The organism is Streptomyces sp. NPDC055078, from assembly GCF_053607985.1.
This window is the reverse complement of sequence record NZ_JBSGUP010000102.1, coordinates 1-17348: the sequence shown is the minus strand read 5'-3', so window position 1 is coordinate 17348 and position 17348 is coordinate 1. Positions and strand designations below refer to the sequence as shown.

Sequence of the window (17348 nt, the reverse complement as noted above, 5' to 3'; positions counted from 1 at the left end):
CCTGGGCATCATCGCGCTACCGCCGAATCTCTTTGCTCCCCACACGTCCATCCCGGTGCACATCTGGATGCTCGCCCGCGACAAGTCCCGCCGCCTGCCAATCGGCCATGCGAATGACGTCCTCTTCATCGATGCCAGCCGTCTCGGCACGCAGATGCCTCGGCGACCGCGCACCTTGACCGCAGAAGAGGTGGGGCTCATCAGCAGTCAGCTTCACACCTGGCAGCGGTCCCCTCAAGCAACGGCTCATGAACCAGGATTTTCCCGTTCGGTCACCCACGAAGAAATCCTTATGCGCGACGGCAGCCTCGACCCTCGGCTGTACGTCTACGCCGAACGGGAGCAACCGGCGACGGCACTGGACATGAGCCGCACGCTCGATGAGTTGGATCGGCGTGGCTTGGCCACATCCGAATCAAGCGTCGGCGTCCGGAAGAGCTTCACCACGTGTCAGCGGTTGGCCCGCAGCGGGATCGAACATCCGCGAGTGCCGCTCCGGGACATCGTGAGTGGCGCCACAACGGACCTGTTCGAGGACTCAATGCCGGGTCTGCTCCTCGCCGGTCCTTCGGGAAGCCTCATCCGTGCCGAGGACTACGTGGCCGCAGGTGTGCCCGTCGTGATGCCCAAGGACCTCACTGGCAACGGCTTCAGTGAGGCGAACATCCGATCTATCACCGAACAGCACGCGGAAGGGCTGGATCGCTTTCGCCTCCGCCGTGGTGACGTGGTGCTGGCACGCCGTGGAGAGCTGGGGCGATGTGCTGTCGTCCATGAGGAGCAGCACGGCTGGGTCTGCGGAACCGGCTGCTTCATACTTCGTCCTCCCGCCGAGCTCGACGCCGACTATTTCGCGGCGTTTCTCCGCAGTCCGGAAGCACGCGAGTGGCTTGAAGCTCACTCCACGGGGAGTATGACCATGAAGACCATCTCTCTCAACGTATTGGGGGAGTTGCCGGTCGCACTGCCTGATCTCGGGACACAGCAGGTCATCGCCGACGCGATGACGCGGCTGGACGAACACGAGCGACTGTTGCGAGAGCAGCTCGCGCTAACGCAGAAGATCCGCAGTGGCACACTGAAGTGAACCCTGCCGACTTCATAGATCAGCACTCGAGCATCGAGGGCTTTCCAAGCTGGGACCATGAACTGTCAGTGGCATAGTCCAGCATGAGGAGTCCAACCACACCGACCCGGGGGATTCCATGACCAGTGACGAGGCGCGTTCCGGGCTCCCCATCGCATTCCTGCATGTGATCGCCGCGGAGGCCGCCCCGGACTCTCCTCCCATCCGCATGGCGGCAGAAAGGGCGCGGGAGTTGCCTGCAGGCAACGACCGCGACGACCTCCTGCTGGCGCTGCTGCTTGGTGCCCTCAGCGACTCGGCTCCCGAGTGGATGCTCCAGACCGCTGTGGACAGCGACTTGCAGAAAGAGAGCCCGTCGTACCTGGGCCCTTCAATGCGTCTGGCTGCTGCGGCGCTCGCCCAACCCTCCTGCACGAACGCGCTCCGCGAGGAAACGCTGAGGCGCTGCTCCGTGCCGCAGCTCGGCGTCCTCGGCCGCGAACGATGTGGCGAGGCGCTTGCTCAGGCGATCGTGGCCGAGCTCCGGGGTCGTGGGCCTCACGGGCAGCCCATGACGCCGGAGCTCCTGGCGGAGCCTACTGCCGCACAACTGATCCTTCGTGAGGCCGAGTTGCACGATGCCGTGTTCTTCGCCGCATTGGACCTGCTCCCGGAGCGTCCGCGTCCCAGCCAGGTCGGCCGGTCCGAAGCGGACGGCGTTACGGCGTGGTTCGACGCGTATATGGCTGCCAGAGGCGCTTGGGAGACCATGTGGGAGCACCTGGTAACGCGTCACACGCGTCGCCACCGGCAACTGGTCCAGTGGGCCGAAGACGGCATCACCGGCCACATCGTCCGGAGGCATCTACTCGGCACCGTTCCGTGGGACGTCGAGCCTTCCCTGCTGGAGGAGATCGCCGACGATGACCTGACGGGATTTGCCACCAGCAAGTTGATCACGGGGATGAGCCGGCTGGTGAGGGACGGCGTGGCCGAGCAGGAGGTGCGCTCCCGTCTCGCCGACGAATTCGACGCGCTGGGATCCAAGAACCGTCAACGCGTCGAAAGCGTCTTCGACGGCTTCACCGATGATCTGGACCACGGTCTGCGTGCCGCTGTCTCCTGGGTTGAAGCCGCAGCGGACGGCACCTGGCGGTACATCCTGGCCCCTTCTGAAGCGAAGCCTCGTTACGGCGAACCGCATACCTGGCTCGCGTCGGACGAGTTGCTCGCCTCGCTCGGCCAACGCTTCGCGGCCACAGCGGTCAAAGCCCTGTGGCTATGGGAGCCCGAGTCGGAGCCGAGCCGCCCCACCCCTCGGGACCTGCGCTGGGTGCACGCCATGCTGCTGCACCTTCCGCACGTATCAGAGGAGGTCAAAGATCAAGCACGTGCAGTGGTTCGCCACATCCGTCCGCGCTCCCGCAGCCGGTGGGAGCACCACGACTTCGCCAAGCAACGTGACGATGAACAGCTCACCGAGATACGCGCCGCCATCGAACGGATACTGGGCGATCCCGCCACGGCAGCACGCAGGTCGGCACTCGGGGACCCCGAGCAGGTCACCGTGGCCGACTTGAGCCGCGCTTCCGAAGAAGTGTTGCTCGATTACCTGGACCGCCACGCAGGCAATGACACCCTTGTCGAGAAGGCCATGCTCTCCTTCGCCTCGCACGCGTACCGGCCGAAGCTCTCCTTCTCGGACGTCTTGGCACGACACTCCGCACCGGAGGCGGCGCTACCTCGGATCACCACAAACCTGCGCAGACATCTTGGCGGAGGGCCCCATCTCCGGGAGACATGGGCCCGGCAGGTGCTGGCGTTGCAGGACTGCACACCGGAACTCATACGCGCCCTTCCCGCATGGACGGTCCTCACGGTCGGGGGTGACCGGTACAGAAGTGCCCACAAGGCCGTCGCCGCGGTCGTGCTGTCCGCGCTCGGCGACAACGACGAAGCGTGGTCCCGCTTCGCCAGCAGTCCGGCCTCATACGCCGGCCCCACTGCCTGGCTTCGGCTCGGTGACGTCCTCGATGCCTCTGTACAGGGCACAGCGTGGCCGAAGCCGCCGAGCGCCAAATAGGCCGGTCGACCTATGTCGTGCAAACTTGCTCACGCAATGCAGCGCGCAGCCTCCGCCACCACACCGCCGTGCCGCCGCCTGGGAGAAATCTGGGAGATGATCTTCCACCAAAAACCCGCCCAGGCCACGCGAGACCACTCAACCCCGACCCCCTGACCAGGGAAGATTCTCATCCGGCCCGGTAGCGATCCTGATCGATCCTCATTCGGGACGAAGAGGTCGTGGGTTCAGATCCCGCCACCCCGACGACTGAGACAGCAGGTCAGGGGCCTGATCCTCACTGAGGATCAGGCCCGGCTGCTCTCGCGCGCCCCGCCGGGCGAAGGTCTCCGCCGGCGCTCCGGTACCGGGGGGCGCCGACGGGTGAACAGCCCGAACCGGCCACGACCCGACCATCCTCGCCCACTGTGACTGCCCTGCTACCCACGGGTATCACATTGCTCAGGCAGCCCATTGACCGGCCAGAACCACAACCGCCGCGTCGGTGTGCCCCGGCGTTCCGGGGGTAGCTTGGTGATGAAGGTCCCCAAAGGAGGGCAATCCGATGCCGTGGTTCGTATGGCTGCTCGCCGCGGCGGCGCTGGGCGTCGCGGAGTTCCTCACCTTGACACTGGTCTTCGGGCTGCTGGCGGGGGCCGCGCTGGTCGCCGCCGTTGTCGCCGGTGTGGGCATCGGCCTTCTTGGTCAGCTCGTGGCCCTCGCCGCGGCGGCGGCAGCGGGTTTCCTCATCGTCCGTCCTGTCGCGCTGCGGCATATGTCACAGCAGCCCATCACACGCGAAGGCAGTGACGCGCTGATCGGCAAGCGGGCCGAGGTCATACAGGAGGTCACCGCGAACCGCGGCCTGATCAAACTCTCCGGCGAGGAGTGGTCCGCCCGCGCGCTCGACGAGACCCTGGTGATCCCGGTGGGAGCGCAGGTGGATGTCATGGAGATCCAGGGCGCGACAGCCATCGTCTATCCCCTCGCGCTCCTTCCATGAACGTCTGAACACCCACCTTTGGAGGCGCTGTGGATCCAGTTGTCATCACCCTTCTTGTGGCGGCCATCGTTGTCGTATTCCTTGTGTCTTCCTCGGTGCGGATCGTCCCGCAGGCACGCCGCTACAACATCGAGCGGTTCGGGCGGTATCGCCGGACGTTGCAACCCGGCCTGAATCTCGTCCTGCCGGTGGCGGACCGTATCAACTCCAAACTCGACGTGCGCGAGCAGGTCTATTCGTCCGACCCCAAGCCGGTGATCACCGAGGACAACCTCGTGGTGAATATCGACACCGTGCTCTACTACCAGGTCACCGACCCTCGGGCGGCGGCCTACGAGGTCGCCGACTATCTCCAGGCGATCGATCAGCTCACCGTGACCACGCTGCGGAACGTCATCGGCAGTTTGGACCTGGAGGGCACCCTCACCTCGCGTGAGGAGATCAACGCCCGGCTCCGCGCCGTACTCGACGACGCCACCGGCAAGTGGGGCATCCGGGTCAACCGCGTCGAGATCAAGGCCATCGATCCCCCGCACACCATCAAGGAAGCGATGGAGAAGCAGATGCGGGCCGAGCGCGACAAGCGCGCGGCCATCCTGCACGCCGAAGGGGAGCGGCAAGCCAAGATCCTCACCGCGGAAGGCACGAAGCAGAAGGACATCCTGGAGGCACAGGGCACGCAGCAGGCCATGATCCTGCGAGCGGACGGCGAGGCGAAATCGGTGGAGCTGGTGTTCCAGGCCGTCCATCGCAACAACGCCGACCCGAAGGTCCTGGCCTACAAGTACCTTGAGACGCTCCCGCACTTGGCGAGCAGCGACAACAACACGTTCTGGGTGATCCCGGGAGAGCTGACCGAGGCGGTTCGGACCGTCACCACCGCGTTCGGTGACCAGTCCAAGGCGGGTTCTCCCGGACCCGCGCAACCGGAGGAAGCAGCCACCGCCGACGCCGACATCGCGGACGACGACCGGCCCGCGGCGCTCAGCGCGGGCCCGACGGTCTCGATCGACGTCGCCAGGGCTACCGACGAGGCCGAGAAGCAGGCCGCCGCCGCCGTGAAAGACGCCAAGGCGGAGGCCAGAGCCGCGACGTCGTCCCAGTCCCCGGTGCCACCCCGGGAGCAGGCGTCCGACGATTGAGCCGCCCTGGCCGCCCTCGGCTGCCCCTCTCACCTGGCCTTGGTTGTCCCTTGGCTGTCCGCGGCCCTTGGCTCTGGCCCCTGGCTGTCCGTGGCCCTTGCGGTAGAGGGCTGGGCCCATGGCCGCGGCGAGGCGCACGGCGGATCGTGAGCGTCGTGGCATGACCCGGGCGAACAGCTAGGGCGTGCCGATGGTGTCGAGGTGATCGCGCAGCAGGGTCCTGATCTCTTCGGTGCCGCCTGAGGCCGGCAAGGGCGACGGGGTGTCCTCGCCATTGGCCATGGCGAGACTGCTGGCGAAGCGTACGAGGTGTGGTGCGGGGGCGAAGGAGTCCCGAAGCCATACGGCGAAGACGGCGGCTTGGTCGGCGGATACATCGGTGAGGGTGATGTAGGCGTAGTCGGGCCGGGGCATCGCCGCCGTTCCGTCCACCCATACGTCCGGGGCCAGCTCGACCTCGAAATCGAGGACGGTCATGTGGTGGATTCCGGATTTCCGGTATTCCACGGTGGGTTCGGGAAAAGCCTGCCGCAAGGCCCTCTCCAGGGACTCAAGGGTGGCATGCCAGGCTCCGCCGTCCTCCTCGGGTGGGTAGAAGGCGAAGTTGGTCCGGAGGTTCCGTGCAGCGGTCACTGTCTAAAAGTCCTCGGTCTCAGGGTACGTATCGCGTCGAGCCGGGCGTGCCCGTCATGGCCATCATGGACTGCCAGTAGGCGGCGTTGCCCCGTCCGTTCGTCACGATCTCCAGGCCCCGGATCTCGCTGTTCGCGGGATTGGCCATGGCCTGTTTGTAGCGAACGAGTTCCTTCTCGTCGCCGCCGTACATGGCGTCGACGACGGGGTCCCAGGCGATCTCTCCCCTGCTGTTCAGTTTGACGGGCTTGGTGAGCGCGTCATCGACGCGGTCGAGAGAGCGGAAGCTCTTCTTCTTGCAGTCCGGGTCCCGCACATGCTTCGCCTCGATGAGGTGTCCGTCGACCGGGCGGATGCCGTCCACCATCAGCCCTCTCTTCTTCCCTGCGAGGGGCACCTCCCGCTCGGGATACCCGGCGATACGGAGTTGGTACGCGTTGTCCGGATCATGTGGACCGCCACCGCCCGCCAGCCCGCCCCGGTTGAGGGAGTTCATCCAGGTACGGAACTGTTGCTGTTCGGCCGCGGTGAGCAGGCGCGTCGTGCCCGGTGCCGGTGGAATGGGGTCCGCGACGGGGATGCCCGGATCGACGGGATTGACCAGGGGCAGGAGGGCTGGTGCCTGCCCTCGGTACGACGCGAGCGTGAACGGCACCGGGACGGGTACGCGGATCAGCGGAGGGAGGAAGGGCATCGCGGGGCCGCGCGGGTCGTCCGCACCCTGAGGAAGCTTTACGCGGGCTTCCGACGCGTTCAGCGCGTGGGCGACGTCGCCGAGCCGGTGGATCCACGGGTCCTCAAGGACAGCGCTGTGCAGACCGCCGTCGTATCCGTTCCCGCCGAACATCGGCTGGTCCCAGGGCATGTCGATCGCGAACAGATCCATCCTGTGCTGAGAGATCTTCTTCGTGGCGGCTTCCACGTGGTCCGCGTACCGGTCGCACGCCTTGGCCAGCTGGCCGCAGGCCGCCACCAGGTTCACCACGAGCGGCTCGTCCTGCTGGGCCCGGTCCGAAGGGCATACGGTCCCCACACAGTTCTTGAAGTACGTCCGGAAGGAGTCCGCCGCCTCACCCGAGTGGGCCTTGTCCGCTGTCGACGCGTACGTCTGAGCGTCTTCGAGGAAGCGCCGCATCAGCGTCCCGGCATGCCGCCATGAGCCGGCCACGTCTCGCAGCTTCTCCGGCGAGCCCCGGAAACGATCGCTCCCGCCACCGGGAGCGTACTGGTCGTACCACGCCGTATCGCCCACCACTTCGGGCAGTTCCCGGCCCAGTCCCAGGTAGTTCTCCGGGCAGTCCTCACCCGGGTCGCCCATGCCGGCCGTCAGGTCGACCTGTTTGCCGAGGAGGGACGCGACGATGCGGCTCTCCTGCGCCATGAACTCACGCGCGTTGCGCATCAAGCCCCGGCCGGACTCACCCAGTACGTACGAGCTGAAACCCATCTGATCGAGCGTGGCCGCCGCCGCGGACTTGTACACCTTCGCGAAGTCCCGCCCCGCGTCGTCGTCACCGGCCATCCCGTGCTGCCGGTCCAGCTCATGGGAGAGCGCTATCGCGGTGTCGCGGGCGCCTCTCATGACATCGGTCGCCAGTCCCATGGCGCTACGGATCATGCCGTCGGCGATCAGTTTCACATCAGGCGCCAGCCCGCCGCTCATGAGCGTCCCCTCCCGTTCACCGGCTCTCCAAGCATCAGCCTTCCCCGGCCACCCAGCCGTTCTATCCCACCGTCGGTCGCGTGTGCGAGGGAGTTCACGGTGTGATGTGGCCCGCCTGCCCTGCCCTGCCCCGTCCTGTCCTGCCCTGCCCTGCCTTGTCCTGTCCTGGCGTTGCGTCAGTGCGTGGGCGCTGCCGGATCGTTGCCGCCGCCGAGTGCTGTTGCGCGGTCCTGCCCGGCCCAGCCGTCGGGCGTACGCCAGAGGACGTGGACTCCGAACACCGCGTGGACGGTGTCCGCCGTCCAGTCGTCGGAAGGGGGTTCGGGCAGGACGACGTAGAGCCGGTCGGCGGGTCGTGGCAGGGTGTGGTTGATCTCCAGCAGCCGGGTCGCTCCGGTGCGGGCGGCTGCGTACGTCGTATGGCCGGAGCCGAGGACTTCGTAGAGGAACAGGCCGGCGCGGCCGACGAGGCTGACGTCGGTCACGGGCGAGTCGGATGGCCGCAGCCCCGCCCTGAACAGGGCCGCCTTCAGCTCGTACCGAACCGCCTCATGTGTGTTGCAGCGGCGGTCGGCCTCGGATGCGACGGTCAGCTCCTGCAACAGGGCCTGGTTCGGGGCGGTGCGCTGGGCGGTGGTCGCGGTGTCGTTCATGAACTCGGTGTCCTTGAGGTCGGGCTGTGCCTGGGGCTCTGTATCCGGGGCGGCGCCGGGCTCTCCGGCTGTCTCGGCAGCGGGCGGGGAGGGCGTTTCGGCGCTGGAGGGCCCAGCAGCGGTGGAGGGCGTGCCGGTCACCTCGTCGTCGCCCACGAGGGCCGCCGGCAGGGGTGAGGTGTGGAGGACGGTCAGGGTCTGGGTGCTGCGGGTCAGTACCACGTACAGCAGGCGCGGGCCCGCGGGCCCCCGGTCGGCGATGGTGGTCGGGTCCAGGACCAGGACATGGTCGAACTCCATGCCCTTGGCCTGAGCCGCGGACAGTACGGCGACGGCTCCCCGCCGCTCCGGGGTCATACCCTCCGCACGGTCCAGCCGCTGACGGACCTCCTGGAGCCAGGGGGAGTCGTCGGGCACGATGACGGCGACCGATCGCAGGGTCCGGCCGTCCTCCGTACCGACAAGTCGGCCCACCCGGGCCATGGTCGCGTCCAGCAGTTCCCCCGGCGTCGTCGGAACGAGCCGTACCGCTTCCCCGGCGGACCGCCGGACCGCGATCGGATACGGAAGCGCGGGCGCGACGGCCCTGGCCAGGGGAGCCACGAACTCCATGATCTGGGCGGGTACCCGGTAGCTGGTGTTCAGCTCCGCCACCCGCCAGTCGCCCGATCCGGAGAGGAGCCTGCCCAAGCGGCCCCAGGCGGCGTAAGTGTGCGGCCCCGTGGCCTGTGCCAGATCGCCGAGTACGGTCATCGAGCCGGTCGGACAGCGCCTGCGCAGGGATCTCGCCTGCATCGGCGTCAGGTCCTGGGCCTCGTCGACGACGATGTGCCGATACCGCTGCGGGGTCTCGCCCGCGATCAGGAAGCGCAGCTCCTCCAGACACACCAGGTCGTCCAGGGTCCATGCCTCGTCCGCGGCGCTCTCGGCCTTCGGCCGGTGCAGGGCCGCCTGTTCACGGTCGCCCAGCACTCCCGCCGCGCACTCCCTCAGCTTCTCGGGCGAGTTGAGCAGGCTCCGGAGCGCTTCCTCCGGGCTCAGCGCCGGCCAGGTCCGGTCGACCAGCGCCACAACCTGCCGGTTGCGCTCCAGATCGCGGCGCACCGTGGTGTCGCGGCTGCGCCGCGGCGCCAGTTGAACCAGCGCGCTCAGCAGACGGTCGACCAGCAGGGTCCGGAACCTGTCCCGTCGGGTGCGGTAGGCCCCACTGCCTTCGCGGGCCTCGCGGAGAAGGCCCAGTACCTCCGAGCGCGGCAGCCTCAGCGACGTACTGCCGACGGCGACGGCGAAGGACGGCTCATCCTGGTCGTGCGAGGGAGCGGTGGTGAGGGAGTCCAGCGCTTCCGGCCTGCACTCGGTCTCCACGCGCCCGCGCAGGACGGTCGCCATCCGGTCGTCGGACTTGATCAGCCGGGTCTTCGTGGAGTCCGTGCCCCGGACGTCGCCCTGCCAGAGGCGGGAGAGCTGAACAGCGTTGACGTTACGGGTGCCGAGAGTGGGCAGCACCCGCCCCACGTACTCCAGGAAACTCTGGTGCGGCCCCACCACGAGGATGTCCTGCGCGCGGAAGTGGTCGTTGTTGACGAGCCATGTCACACGGTGGAGGCCGACGGCGGACTTTCCGGTGCCCGGGCCGCCCTGGATGACGAGCACATCGGCCGGGGAGTCGGTGACCAGCGCCATCTGGTCCCGGCGGATCGTCTCGACGATGTCCCGCATCCGCCCGCTGCGGGAGCGGTGGAGTTCGCGGAGCAGGAACTCGTCGACCTGTTGCGGCTTCCTCCGCCGCCGGCCGGTGCCATCCCTGGGGGACGGGACGGCGCCGGGGGTGGTGTCCTCGGTGCCGGGGGTGGTGTCCTCGGTGGCGGTGGACTCGGGGTCGGCGGCAGGGGGCTCCGGGGTGGGGACGGCGGAGTCGGCGGGGTCCGGCGCGTCGGTACGGGCCGGCGCGTCGTCGGGGTCCGGCATGTCGATGGGCCGCGACATGTCGTCGAGTTCCCGGGCGTCGTCGGCGTCCCGGGCGTCCTCGGCAGCCGTACGAGGCGAGATTACGGTCCGGTCCCCCGTACGAGGTACCGAAGCACTGCCGCTGCGGTCGGCGCGGGCGGCGGGATCAGCGAGGGCGGCGGGATCGGCGGGGATGTCACCGGCGGGGAGCAGCGCCGGGCGGGCCGGAGTGATCTCATCGAGGTAGTCCTCGACCAGGCGCTCCGTGCAGCGCAACTGCCGTCGCAGCAGGACCTCTCCGGGTGATTCCGGGCGGGCGTTGTGCCACTTCCGGGCCACCGGGGCCGTCCAGAGGACCACCACCTGGTCCCTGGTCCTGACATCGGACACGCTGCGCCGCCCGATGTAGAACGTCTCCGACTCCGCCTCTCCCGGTTCCCGGACATCGACCCTGCTGACGACCAGGGCCTCCCCGTCCAGGCCGCCGTACTCCTCGGCCTTGGCCTCGGCCTCCTTACGGGCCGCGATGCCGTCCTTGCCGCTCGCTGACGCCGTGGCGGGTGAATGCTCGGTCATCTCCGCGAGGCGTGCCTCGTAGCAGTCGTAGGCGTGGTCAACGGCCTGCTGCTCCTCGGCGACGATTGCTTCCCGCGATGTCGTGCTCACGTGTATCCCCTCCAGACAGCGCATCGGCGCTGCGGCGGGCCGATGCCCGCGCCCCGGGTCACAGGACTAGCAGAAATCATCGGGTAAAGGGTGATCAATCACTCAACAGACCGATAACCAGGTGGACTTCCGAAGGACAGAGACACATCAGGTCGGCCAGGAGGCCCGCTCAGGGCTCGGGCGTCGGCCCTCAGGCGTCCCGCCCCCGCAGCCGCCACCCCGCGACCACCAGCAGGACCAGCGTGTACCCGGCGACCAGGGCGAGGGAGGGCCAGGCGCCGAGGGTGCCGACGGTCGCCGGGGTGGCGTCCGAGGTCTGGGTGAGTTTTTCGAGGGCGGCGGTGGGGGTGGCGCCGGACACCCAGGGCTGGAGGTCGCCGAGGAGGGGGCCGAAGAGGGACGGCAGCAGCAGGAGGGCGACGACCGCGACGACCGCGCCCGCGGAGTGGCGCAGCAGCGTGCCGATGGCGAGGCCGAGCGCGCCGACGACGGCGAAGAGGGCGGCGATGCCGAGGAGGGCGGGCATCGGGGCGCCCTGGTCGTATCGGTCGGAGAGGATCGCGTCGCCGAGCAGATAGGCGGCGGTGCAGGAGATCAGGGAGAGGGTGAAGAGAAGGACGGCCAGAAGGGCGGCCTTCGCGGTCAGGACGCGGGCGCGGCGGGGGACGGCGGCGAGGGTGGTGGTGACGGTGCCGCTGGAGTACTCGCCGCAGACGGTCAGCGCACCGACGACGCCCGCGACCATCAGGGAGAGGACGCCCAGGGTGAGACTGCCGCCGAGGACGGTGTCATCGGGCCGGAGGCTGCCGCTGAGAGCCACGAAGACCGCGCCGAGGACGGTCAGGGCACCCATCGCGGTGCTGGTCCACACCGTGGACCGCAGGCTGGTGAACTTCGTCCACTCGAAGGCGAGCGCGTGCCGGAATCCGGGCACGGTCGGGTACGTACGCGTCGGGTTCACTTGACCTGCTCCTTCGCCGGGTCGGTGGCGGTCGCGGTGTCGGGGGCGGTGGCGGTCCCGGTGTCGGAGGCGGGGGCTCCGGATCGGGCGGCGGCTGTGTCACCGGGGGCACTGCCTTGGTCGTCGGGTACGGGGCCGGGGCCCCCGCCCTGGTCGCCGGCCGAGGTGCCGCCGGGAGCCCAGCCCTCGTCGGCCACCGCATCCGTACCCGCATCCGTATCCGTATCCGTACTCGTACCCCCGCGGTATTCGACCGAGGAGCGGGTCATATCCGTATAGACATCCTCCAAGGAGGAGAAGACCGGGGTCAGTTCGTGCACGGCGAGACGGTGTACGCGGGCGATTTCGCCGATATCCGCCGGGCGCAGGCCGGTGACCCGCCAGCCGCCGCGGGCGTCGAGCCGTACGGAGGCTCCCGCGTCCTGCAACAGGGCACGCATCCGGAGCCGCTCCGCGTCGGGGGTTCGCACCAGGGTGCTGCCCTGGGAGTTGGTCTCGATGAAGTCCCGCATATCGGTGTCCGCGAGGAGCCGGCCGCGGCCGATGACGATCAGATGGTCGGCGGTCAGTTCCATCTCGCTCATCAGATGGCTGGAGAGGAAGACGGTATGGCCCTGCTCGGCACGGGACTTGAGCAGTTCGCGGATCCAGCGGATGCCTTCGGTGTCCAGGCCGTTGACCGGTTCGTCCAGGACCAGCACCGCCGGGTCGCCGAGCAGCGCCGTCGCGATGCCCAGCCGCTGGCCCATGCCCAGGGACAGCCCCTTGGCACGCCGGTCGGCGACCTGGGCGATGCCGGTCATCTCCAGTACCTCGTCGACCCGGCTGCGGCCGATGGCGTTCGAGCGGGCCAGTCCCAGCAGATGGTGCCGGACGGTCCGCCCGCCGTGCACGGCCTTGGCGTCGAGGAGCGATCCGGCCGCCCGCAGAGGGGCGGGGAGGCGGTCGTAGCGCCTGCCGCCCACGGTGACCGTGCCCGCCGTGGGGGTGTCCAGGCCGAGGATCATGCGCATGGTGGTGGATTTGCCGGCGCCGTTGGGGCCGAGGAAGCCGGTCACCAAGCCGGGCCGGACGGTGAAGGACAGCCGGTCGACGGCGGTGTTGTCCCCGTATCGCTTGGTCAGTTCGCGTGCTTCGATCATGCCGTCGACGCTAGGGAGGCGGGCCTGCCCGGACATCTGCCCACGGGAGTCGGCTGCTACTCCGGTGGGAGTACGTGGGAGTACGTGGGGGCAGGGCGCGAGGGGGCGTACGGATGTGTGCTGGGGTGTGCGGATGCGGTTCCGGTGCGTGCGGATGCGTACAGGCGCCTACGACGGCATACACGGGCGCCGGGCGCGGACCAGGGCGTACGGGAGCAGTCGGCGGCGGACCAGGGCGTACGGGAGCGGTCAGCGCTCCCCCGCGCGCACCAGACCCGTCTCGTACGCGAGAACCACCAACTGTGCCCTGTCCCGCGCGCCCACCTTGGTCATCGCCCTGCTGACGTGCGTCTTCGCCGTGAGCGGGCTCATGAACAGCCGGGTGCCGATCTCGTCGTTGGACAGTCCGCGCCCGACCAGGGCCAGGACTTCCCGCTCCCGGCCGGTCAGCGCTTCGAGCCGTTCGGCCGCCTCGGCCTCCGGGCCCTTGAGGCGGGCGAACTCCTCGATGACCCGGCGGGTGACGGCGGGCGCGAGCAGGCTCTGTCCGGCGGCGACCGTACGGATCGCGGCGCGCAGATCGTCCGGTTCGGTGTCCTTGAGGAGGAAGCCGGCGGCCCCGGCGCGCAGGGCCTCGAAGACGTACTCATCGGCGTCGAAGGTCGTCAGAACCAGGACCCGGACGGCGTCCAGTGCCCGGTCGGCGACGATCCGCCGGGTGGCCTGGAGTCCGTCGGTCCCCGGCATCCGGATGTCCATCAGGACGACATCGGGCCGGGTCGTACGGGTGAGGCCGACCGCGTCGAGGCCGTCGGCCGCCTCGGCGACCACCACCAGATCGTCGGTGAGGTCGAGAAGGGCGCGGAAACCCGCCCGTACCACCGTCTGGTCGTCCGCGAGCAGCACCCTGATCATGTCGCTCCCCCGTCGATGGTCCGGGCCTCCGCAGACCGCGCCCCGGTCACCACATGAACAACCTGCACACATCGCACCGAGGTCACCCCATGAACAACCGCCACACACCACACCCCGGTCACACCGCTCCCCCGCCCACCGGCAGCACCGCCCGTACGCACCAGCCGCCGCCCGGTGCCGGGCCCGCCGCGACGCTGCCGCCCACGGCGGCGGCCCGCTCCCGCATGCCGATCAGTCCGTAACCGTCGTCGTCGGCCCCGGGGGACGGTACGGGGACGCGGCCGTCGTCGGTGATCTCGATGTCGAGGCGGTCGCCGGTCAGCGCTACGGAGACCGCCGCGTGGCGGGCGGCATCCGCGTGCTTGATCACGTTGGTCAGCGCCTCCTGGACGATGCGGTACGCGGCCAATTCCACCAGTTGTGGCAGTTCCCGGCCACCGGTGTCCGTACGCAGGGACACGCGCAGTCCCGTGCCCTCGACCCGCTCGGCCAACTCGCCGAGCTGGCGCAGCCGGGGAGCCGGAGCGGTCGGTTCCCGCTCGTCGCGGTGGCCGCGCAGTACACCCACGGTGGCGCGCAACTCCCCCACGGCGTCCCTGCCGGACGTACGCACCTGGCGCATGGCCTCGCGGGCCAGCTCCGGTCTGGTGTCCAGCGCGTCGAGGGCGAGACCGGCCTGTACGGTCATCGCCGAGACCGTGTGCGCGACCACATCGTGCAGCTCCCGGGCGATCCGCACCCGCTCCTCCTGCACCTTGCGCCCCGCCTCGCGCTCCCTCTCCGCCTCGGCGCGGGCGGCCCGGTCCGCGTACTCGGCCATCAGCTCCCGCTGCCCGCGTACCACTTCACCGAGCAGCAGCGGAACGAGCGGCCACAGCATCTCCAGTATGGGGGCGCCCCTCGGCTGGACCACATCGATGCCCGCGGCCGTCGAGACCGCCCCCGAGGCGAGCGAGGCGATCACGCCCGTACGGATGGTCCGCCGCCGGCCGCCCCGTACCGCGACCGCGTACAGCGCGGCCATCACCGGCAGATTCAGCAGCTCACCGATGTGTCCGTACAGCGCCCAGCCCGCGCACGCGGCGCCCGTGACGACCGCCACCGCGACCGGCCGTCGGCTGCGGAACAGCAGCGCGGCGATCGACACGGCGTACAGCAGCCAGGTCACCGCGTCCGCCTGCCGGTACCCCGGATTGTTGACGGCGACGTCCGACCCGGTGAGCAGCGCGACGATCACGGCCACGACCAGGTCCGCGAGCGTCAGCGGCAGGGGCCGGGGGATACGGCGCGGCCGGGCGGATGAGGGCACGGGACCCACGGTAGGAGACGGTTGCGGGGGCGGCATACGACAACGGGAGTAGTCCGGTGGAAGCCCTCAGGGACGCCGCGACGCGGACGCGGGTGCGTACGAGCGGGCGAGCGCGACGGCAGGCAGGCAGCGGCTACGGCGCCGGCGGCACGTAGAACGCCGTCGTCCCGCGCACCGCCGCCTCCACCGTCTTCGCCGACGCGCCGGACGCCCGGTACGCGGCTCCCCACAGTTCACTGCTGCGGGTCATGACCTCGCGCGCCTCGTCCGACATCTGCCACGCCTCCGGGTCGTCGATCGCACCGCCCCGCAGATGCAGCCCGAGCCCCAGCACCGGCAGATCCCAGCCCACGCCGACCGCGCCGGGGCCGAACTGGTCCCACATCTCCGGCGGGAAGACCGAGACATGCTCCAGCTCGAACACGGTCCGGCCCTCGCCCTCGGGAGTGAGGCGCACCGCGACCTCGCTGAAGCCGGGGTTCTCGCCGAACAGCCAGCTCACCCGGAGCAGCTTCGGGGGTTCACAGGCCAGGATCTCGCCGCCCGCGTTGCCCTCCAGTTGGTAGTCGCCCCCAAGCCGGAGGTCGCCGCTGACCGGCAGAAACCAGCGGGCGATCCGCTCGGGGTCGGTACAGGCTTCCCAGACGTCGCCCACCGGGGCGTCATAGGTGCGCCGCAGCACGATGGTGCGGGCCTCTTCGCCCGCCACGGGGCGGGTGCCGACCTCGCGGTGGGTGTCATTGATCTGGTCGACGAAGTCGCTCATCACTGCTCCTCTGGCGTTCTGCCGGGTCGGGTACGCCGTGCCCATCGCGCACGGCGTGCGGGTGGTGCACGGCCTGTGGCGGCTCCGCCTCATCGCGGACGCGTGCCTCATCGCGGACGCGCGCCTCATCGCGGACGCGCGCCTCGTCACGTACACGCGCCTCCTCACGGACGCGCGCCTCATCGCGGACGCGCGCCTCATCGCGGACGCGTGCCTCATCGCGGACGCGTGCCTCGTCACGTACACGCGCCTCCTCAGGGACGCGCACCTCGTCGCGTACGCGGCGTTCGCGTCTGCCGCGTGCCAGCTCGGTGCCGAGTGCGTCCAGGCGCTGTTCCCAGAAGCCCCGGAACCGGTCCAGCCACTGGTCGACCTCGCGCAGGGGCGCGGCGTCGACGGTGTAGAGCCGGCGGGTGCCCTGGGCGCGTACGGAGGCGAATCCCGCCTCCCGCAGCACCCGCAGATGCTGCGAGACGGCCGGCTGCGAGATCCCGAACTCCTTCCGGATCACCGCGCTGACCGCGCCCGAGGGCTGCTCGCCCTCGGCGAGCAGCTCCAATATCCGGCGCCGTACCGGATCGCCCAGAACATCGAATGCGTGCACGACCTGCAATGTACGCCTCGCGCTTATATAAGTCAAAACTTAAGCATTCCTTTCCCTGGTCTCGGGAACCGGGGCGGGGGGCCGCTCGTTGGCCCGGTTGGGCACAGCAAACGTCAAGCTAGGCGCGGCCCGCGCCGGATTGCGCAGGGGATTTCCATGGGTGTCAGCCTGTCCAAGGGCGGCAATGTCTCGCTCAGCAAGGAGGCCCCGGGCCTGACTGCGGTTGTCGTGGGCCTGGGCTGGGACGTACGCAGCACCACCGGGACCGACTTCGACCTGGACGCCAGCGCCCTGCTGGTGGACACGAACGGCAAGGTGCTCTCCGACCAGCACTTCGTCTTCTTCAACAACCTCAAGAGCCCGGACAGCTCCGTCGAGCACACCGGTGACAACCTCACCGGTGAGGGCGAAGGCGACGACGAGCAGATCAAGGTGAACCTGGCGGGCGTGCCCGCCGAGGTCGACAAGATCGTGTTCCCGGTCTCGATCCACGAGGGCGAGAGCCGTCAGCAGTCCTTCGGCCAGGTGCGCAACGCGTTCATCCGCGTGGTCAACCAGGCCGGCGGTGCCGAGCTGGCGCGCTACGACCTGAGTGAGGACGCCTCGACGGAGACCGCGATGGTCTTCGGCGAGCTGTACCGCAATGGCGCGGAGTGGAAGTTCCGCGCCGTCGGCCAGGGCTACGCCTCGGGTCTGCGCGGCATCGCGCAGGACTTCGGCGTCAACATCTGAGTCGGCATCTGAGCCGGCCATTGAGCCGGTCCGCGATGACGCCTCGTGCGTGACGCACAGGACGCATGGTCCGAGGGCCTGACC

Annotated in this window: 13 protein-coding genes and 1 pseudogene; 5 read left to right on the top strand and 9 right to left on the bottom strand. The window is 69.3% G+C overall.

Features of this window, described 5'->3' with window-relative positions:
- The 4 genes from ACWF94_RS11975 to ACWF94_RS11960 form a co-directional block, all read left to right on the top strand.
- A partial coding sequence (locus ACWF94_RS11975; protein ID WP_453487220.1) for an N-6 DNA methylase occupies nucleotides 1–1087 on the top strand: 1087 nt, incomplete at its 5' end.
- 118 nt (nucleotides 1088–1205) lie between these two features.
- On the top strand, nucleotides 1206–3149 hold the full coding sequence (locus ACWF94_RS11970) for a hypothetical protein (protein ID WP_453487219.1): 1944 nt from the start codon (nucleotides 1206–1208) through the stop codon (nucleotides 3147–3149).
- A gap of 544 nt (nucleotides 3150–3693) precedes the next feature.
- On the top strand, nucleotides 3694–4131 hold the full coding sequence (locus ACWF94_RS11965; protein ID WP_453487218.1) for an NfeD family protein: 438 nt from the start codon (nucleotides 3694–3696) through the stop codon (nucleotides 4129–4131).
- A 29-nt stretch (nucleotides 4132–4160) separates the two neighbouring features.
- Nucleotides 4161–5273: an SPFH domain-containing protein gene (locus ACWF94_RS11960; RefSeq protein ID WP_453487217.1), complete on the top strand. Its 1113-nt coding sequence runs from the start codon at nucleotides 4161–4163 to the stop codon at nucleotides 5271–5273.
- Between the two features lie 177 nt (nucleotides 5274–5450).
- Here the strand turns inward: ACWF94_RS11960 and ACWF94_RS11955 are convergent, their stop codons facing one another.
- The 9 genes and pseudogenes from ACWF94_RS11955 to ACWF94_RS11915 all read right to left on the bottom strand — a co-directional run.
- Entirely contained in the window at nucleotides 5451–5906 is a 456-nt protein-coding gene (locus tag ACWF94_RS11955; protein WP_453487216.1) for a hypothetical protein, read from the bottom strand.
- A gap of 19 nt (nucleotides 5907–5925) precedes the next feature.
- Nucleotides 5926–7569 (bottom strand): restriction endonuclease fold toxin-2 domain-containing protein, encoded by a 1644-nt coding sequence (locus ACWF94_RS11950; protein WP_453487215.1) that lies wholly within the window; start codon nucleotides 7567–7569, stop codon nucleotides 5926–5928.
- A gap of 176 nt (nucleotides 7570–7745) precedes the next feature.
- Nucleotides 7746–10835, bottom strand: coding sequence for an ATP-binding domain-containing protein (locus ACWF94_RS11945; RefSeq protein WP_453487214.1), 3090 nt, complete (start codon nucleotides 10833–10835; stop codon nucleotides 7746–7748).
- A gap of 190 nt (nucleotides 10836–11025) precedes the next feature.
- Nucleotides 11026–11796: an ABC transporter permease subunit gene (locus ACWF94_RS11940; RefSeq protein ID WP_453487213.1), complete on the bottom strand. Its 771-nt coding sequence runs from the start codon at nucleotides 11794–11796 to the stop codon at nucleotides 11026–11028.
- Entirely contained in the window at nucleotides 11793–12938 is a 1146-nt protein-coding gene (locus tag ACWF94_RS11935; RefSeq protein ID WP_453487212.1) for an ATP-binding cassette domain-containing protein, read from the bottom strand. The genes ACWF94_RS11940 and ACWF94_RS11935 overlap by 4 nt, the downstream gene beginning before the upstream one ends.
- Before the next feature lie 249 nt (nucleotides 12939–13187).
- Complete coding sequence (locus tag ACWF94_RS11930; protein WP_453487211.1) at nucleotides 13188–13853, bottom strand: response regulator; 666 nt, start codon at nucleotides 13851–13853, stop codon at nucleotides 13188–13190.
- 118 nt (nucleotides 13854–13971) lie between these two features.
- Entirely contained in the window at nucleotides 13972–15162 is a 1191-nt protein-coding gene (locus tag ACWF94_RS11925; RefSeq protein WP_453487210.1) for a sensor histidine kinase, read from the bottom strand.
- A 133-nt stretch (nucleotides 15163–15295) separates the two neighbouring features.
- Entirely contained in the window at nucleotides 15296–15928 is a 633-nt protein-coding gene (locus ACWF94_RS11920) for an SRPBCC family protein (protein WP_453487209.1), read from the bottom strand.
- Nucleotides 15929–16193: 265 nt separating this feature from the next.
- Nucleotides 16194–16532: pseudogene (locus ACWF94_RS11915) on the bottom strand (ArsR/SmtB family transcription factor); the annotation flags it as partial.
- A 156-nt stretch (nucleotides 16533–16688) separates the two neighbouring features.
- Here ACWF94_RS11915 and ACWF94_RS11910 point away from each other — a divergent pair.
- Entirely contained in the window at nucleotides 16689–17264 is a 576-nt protein-coding gene (locus ACWF94_RS11910) for a TerD family protein (RefSeq protein WP_453487208.1), read from the top strand.
- The last annotated feature ends 84 nt before the right edge of the window (nucleotides 17265–17348 follow it).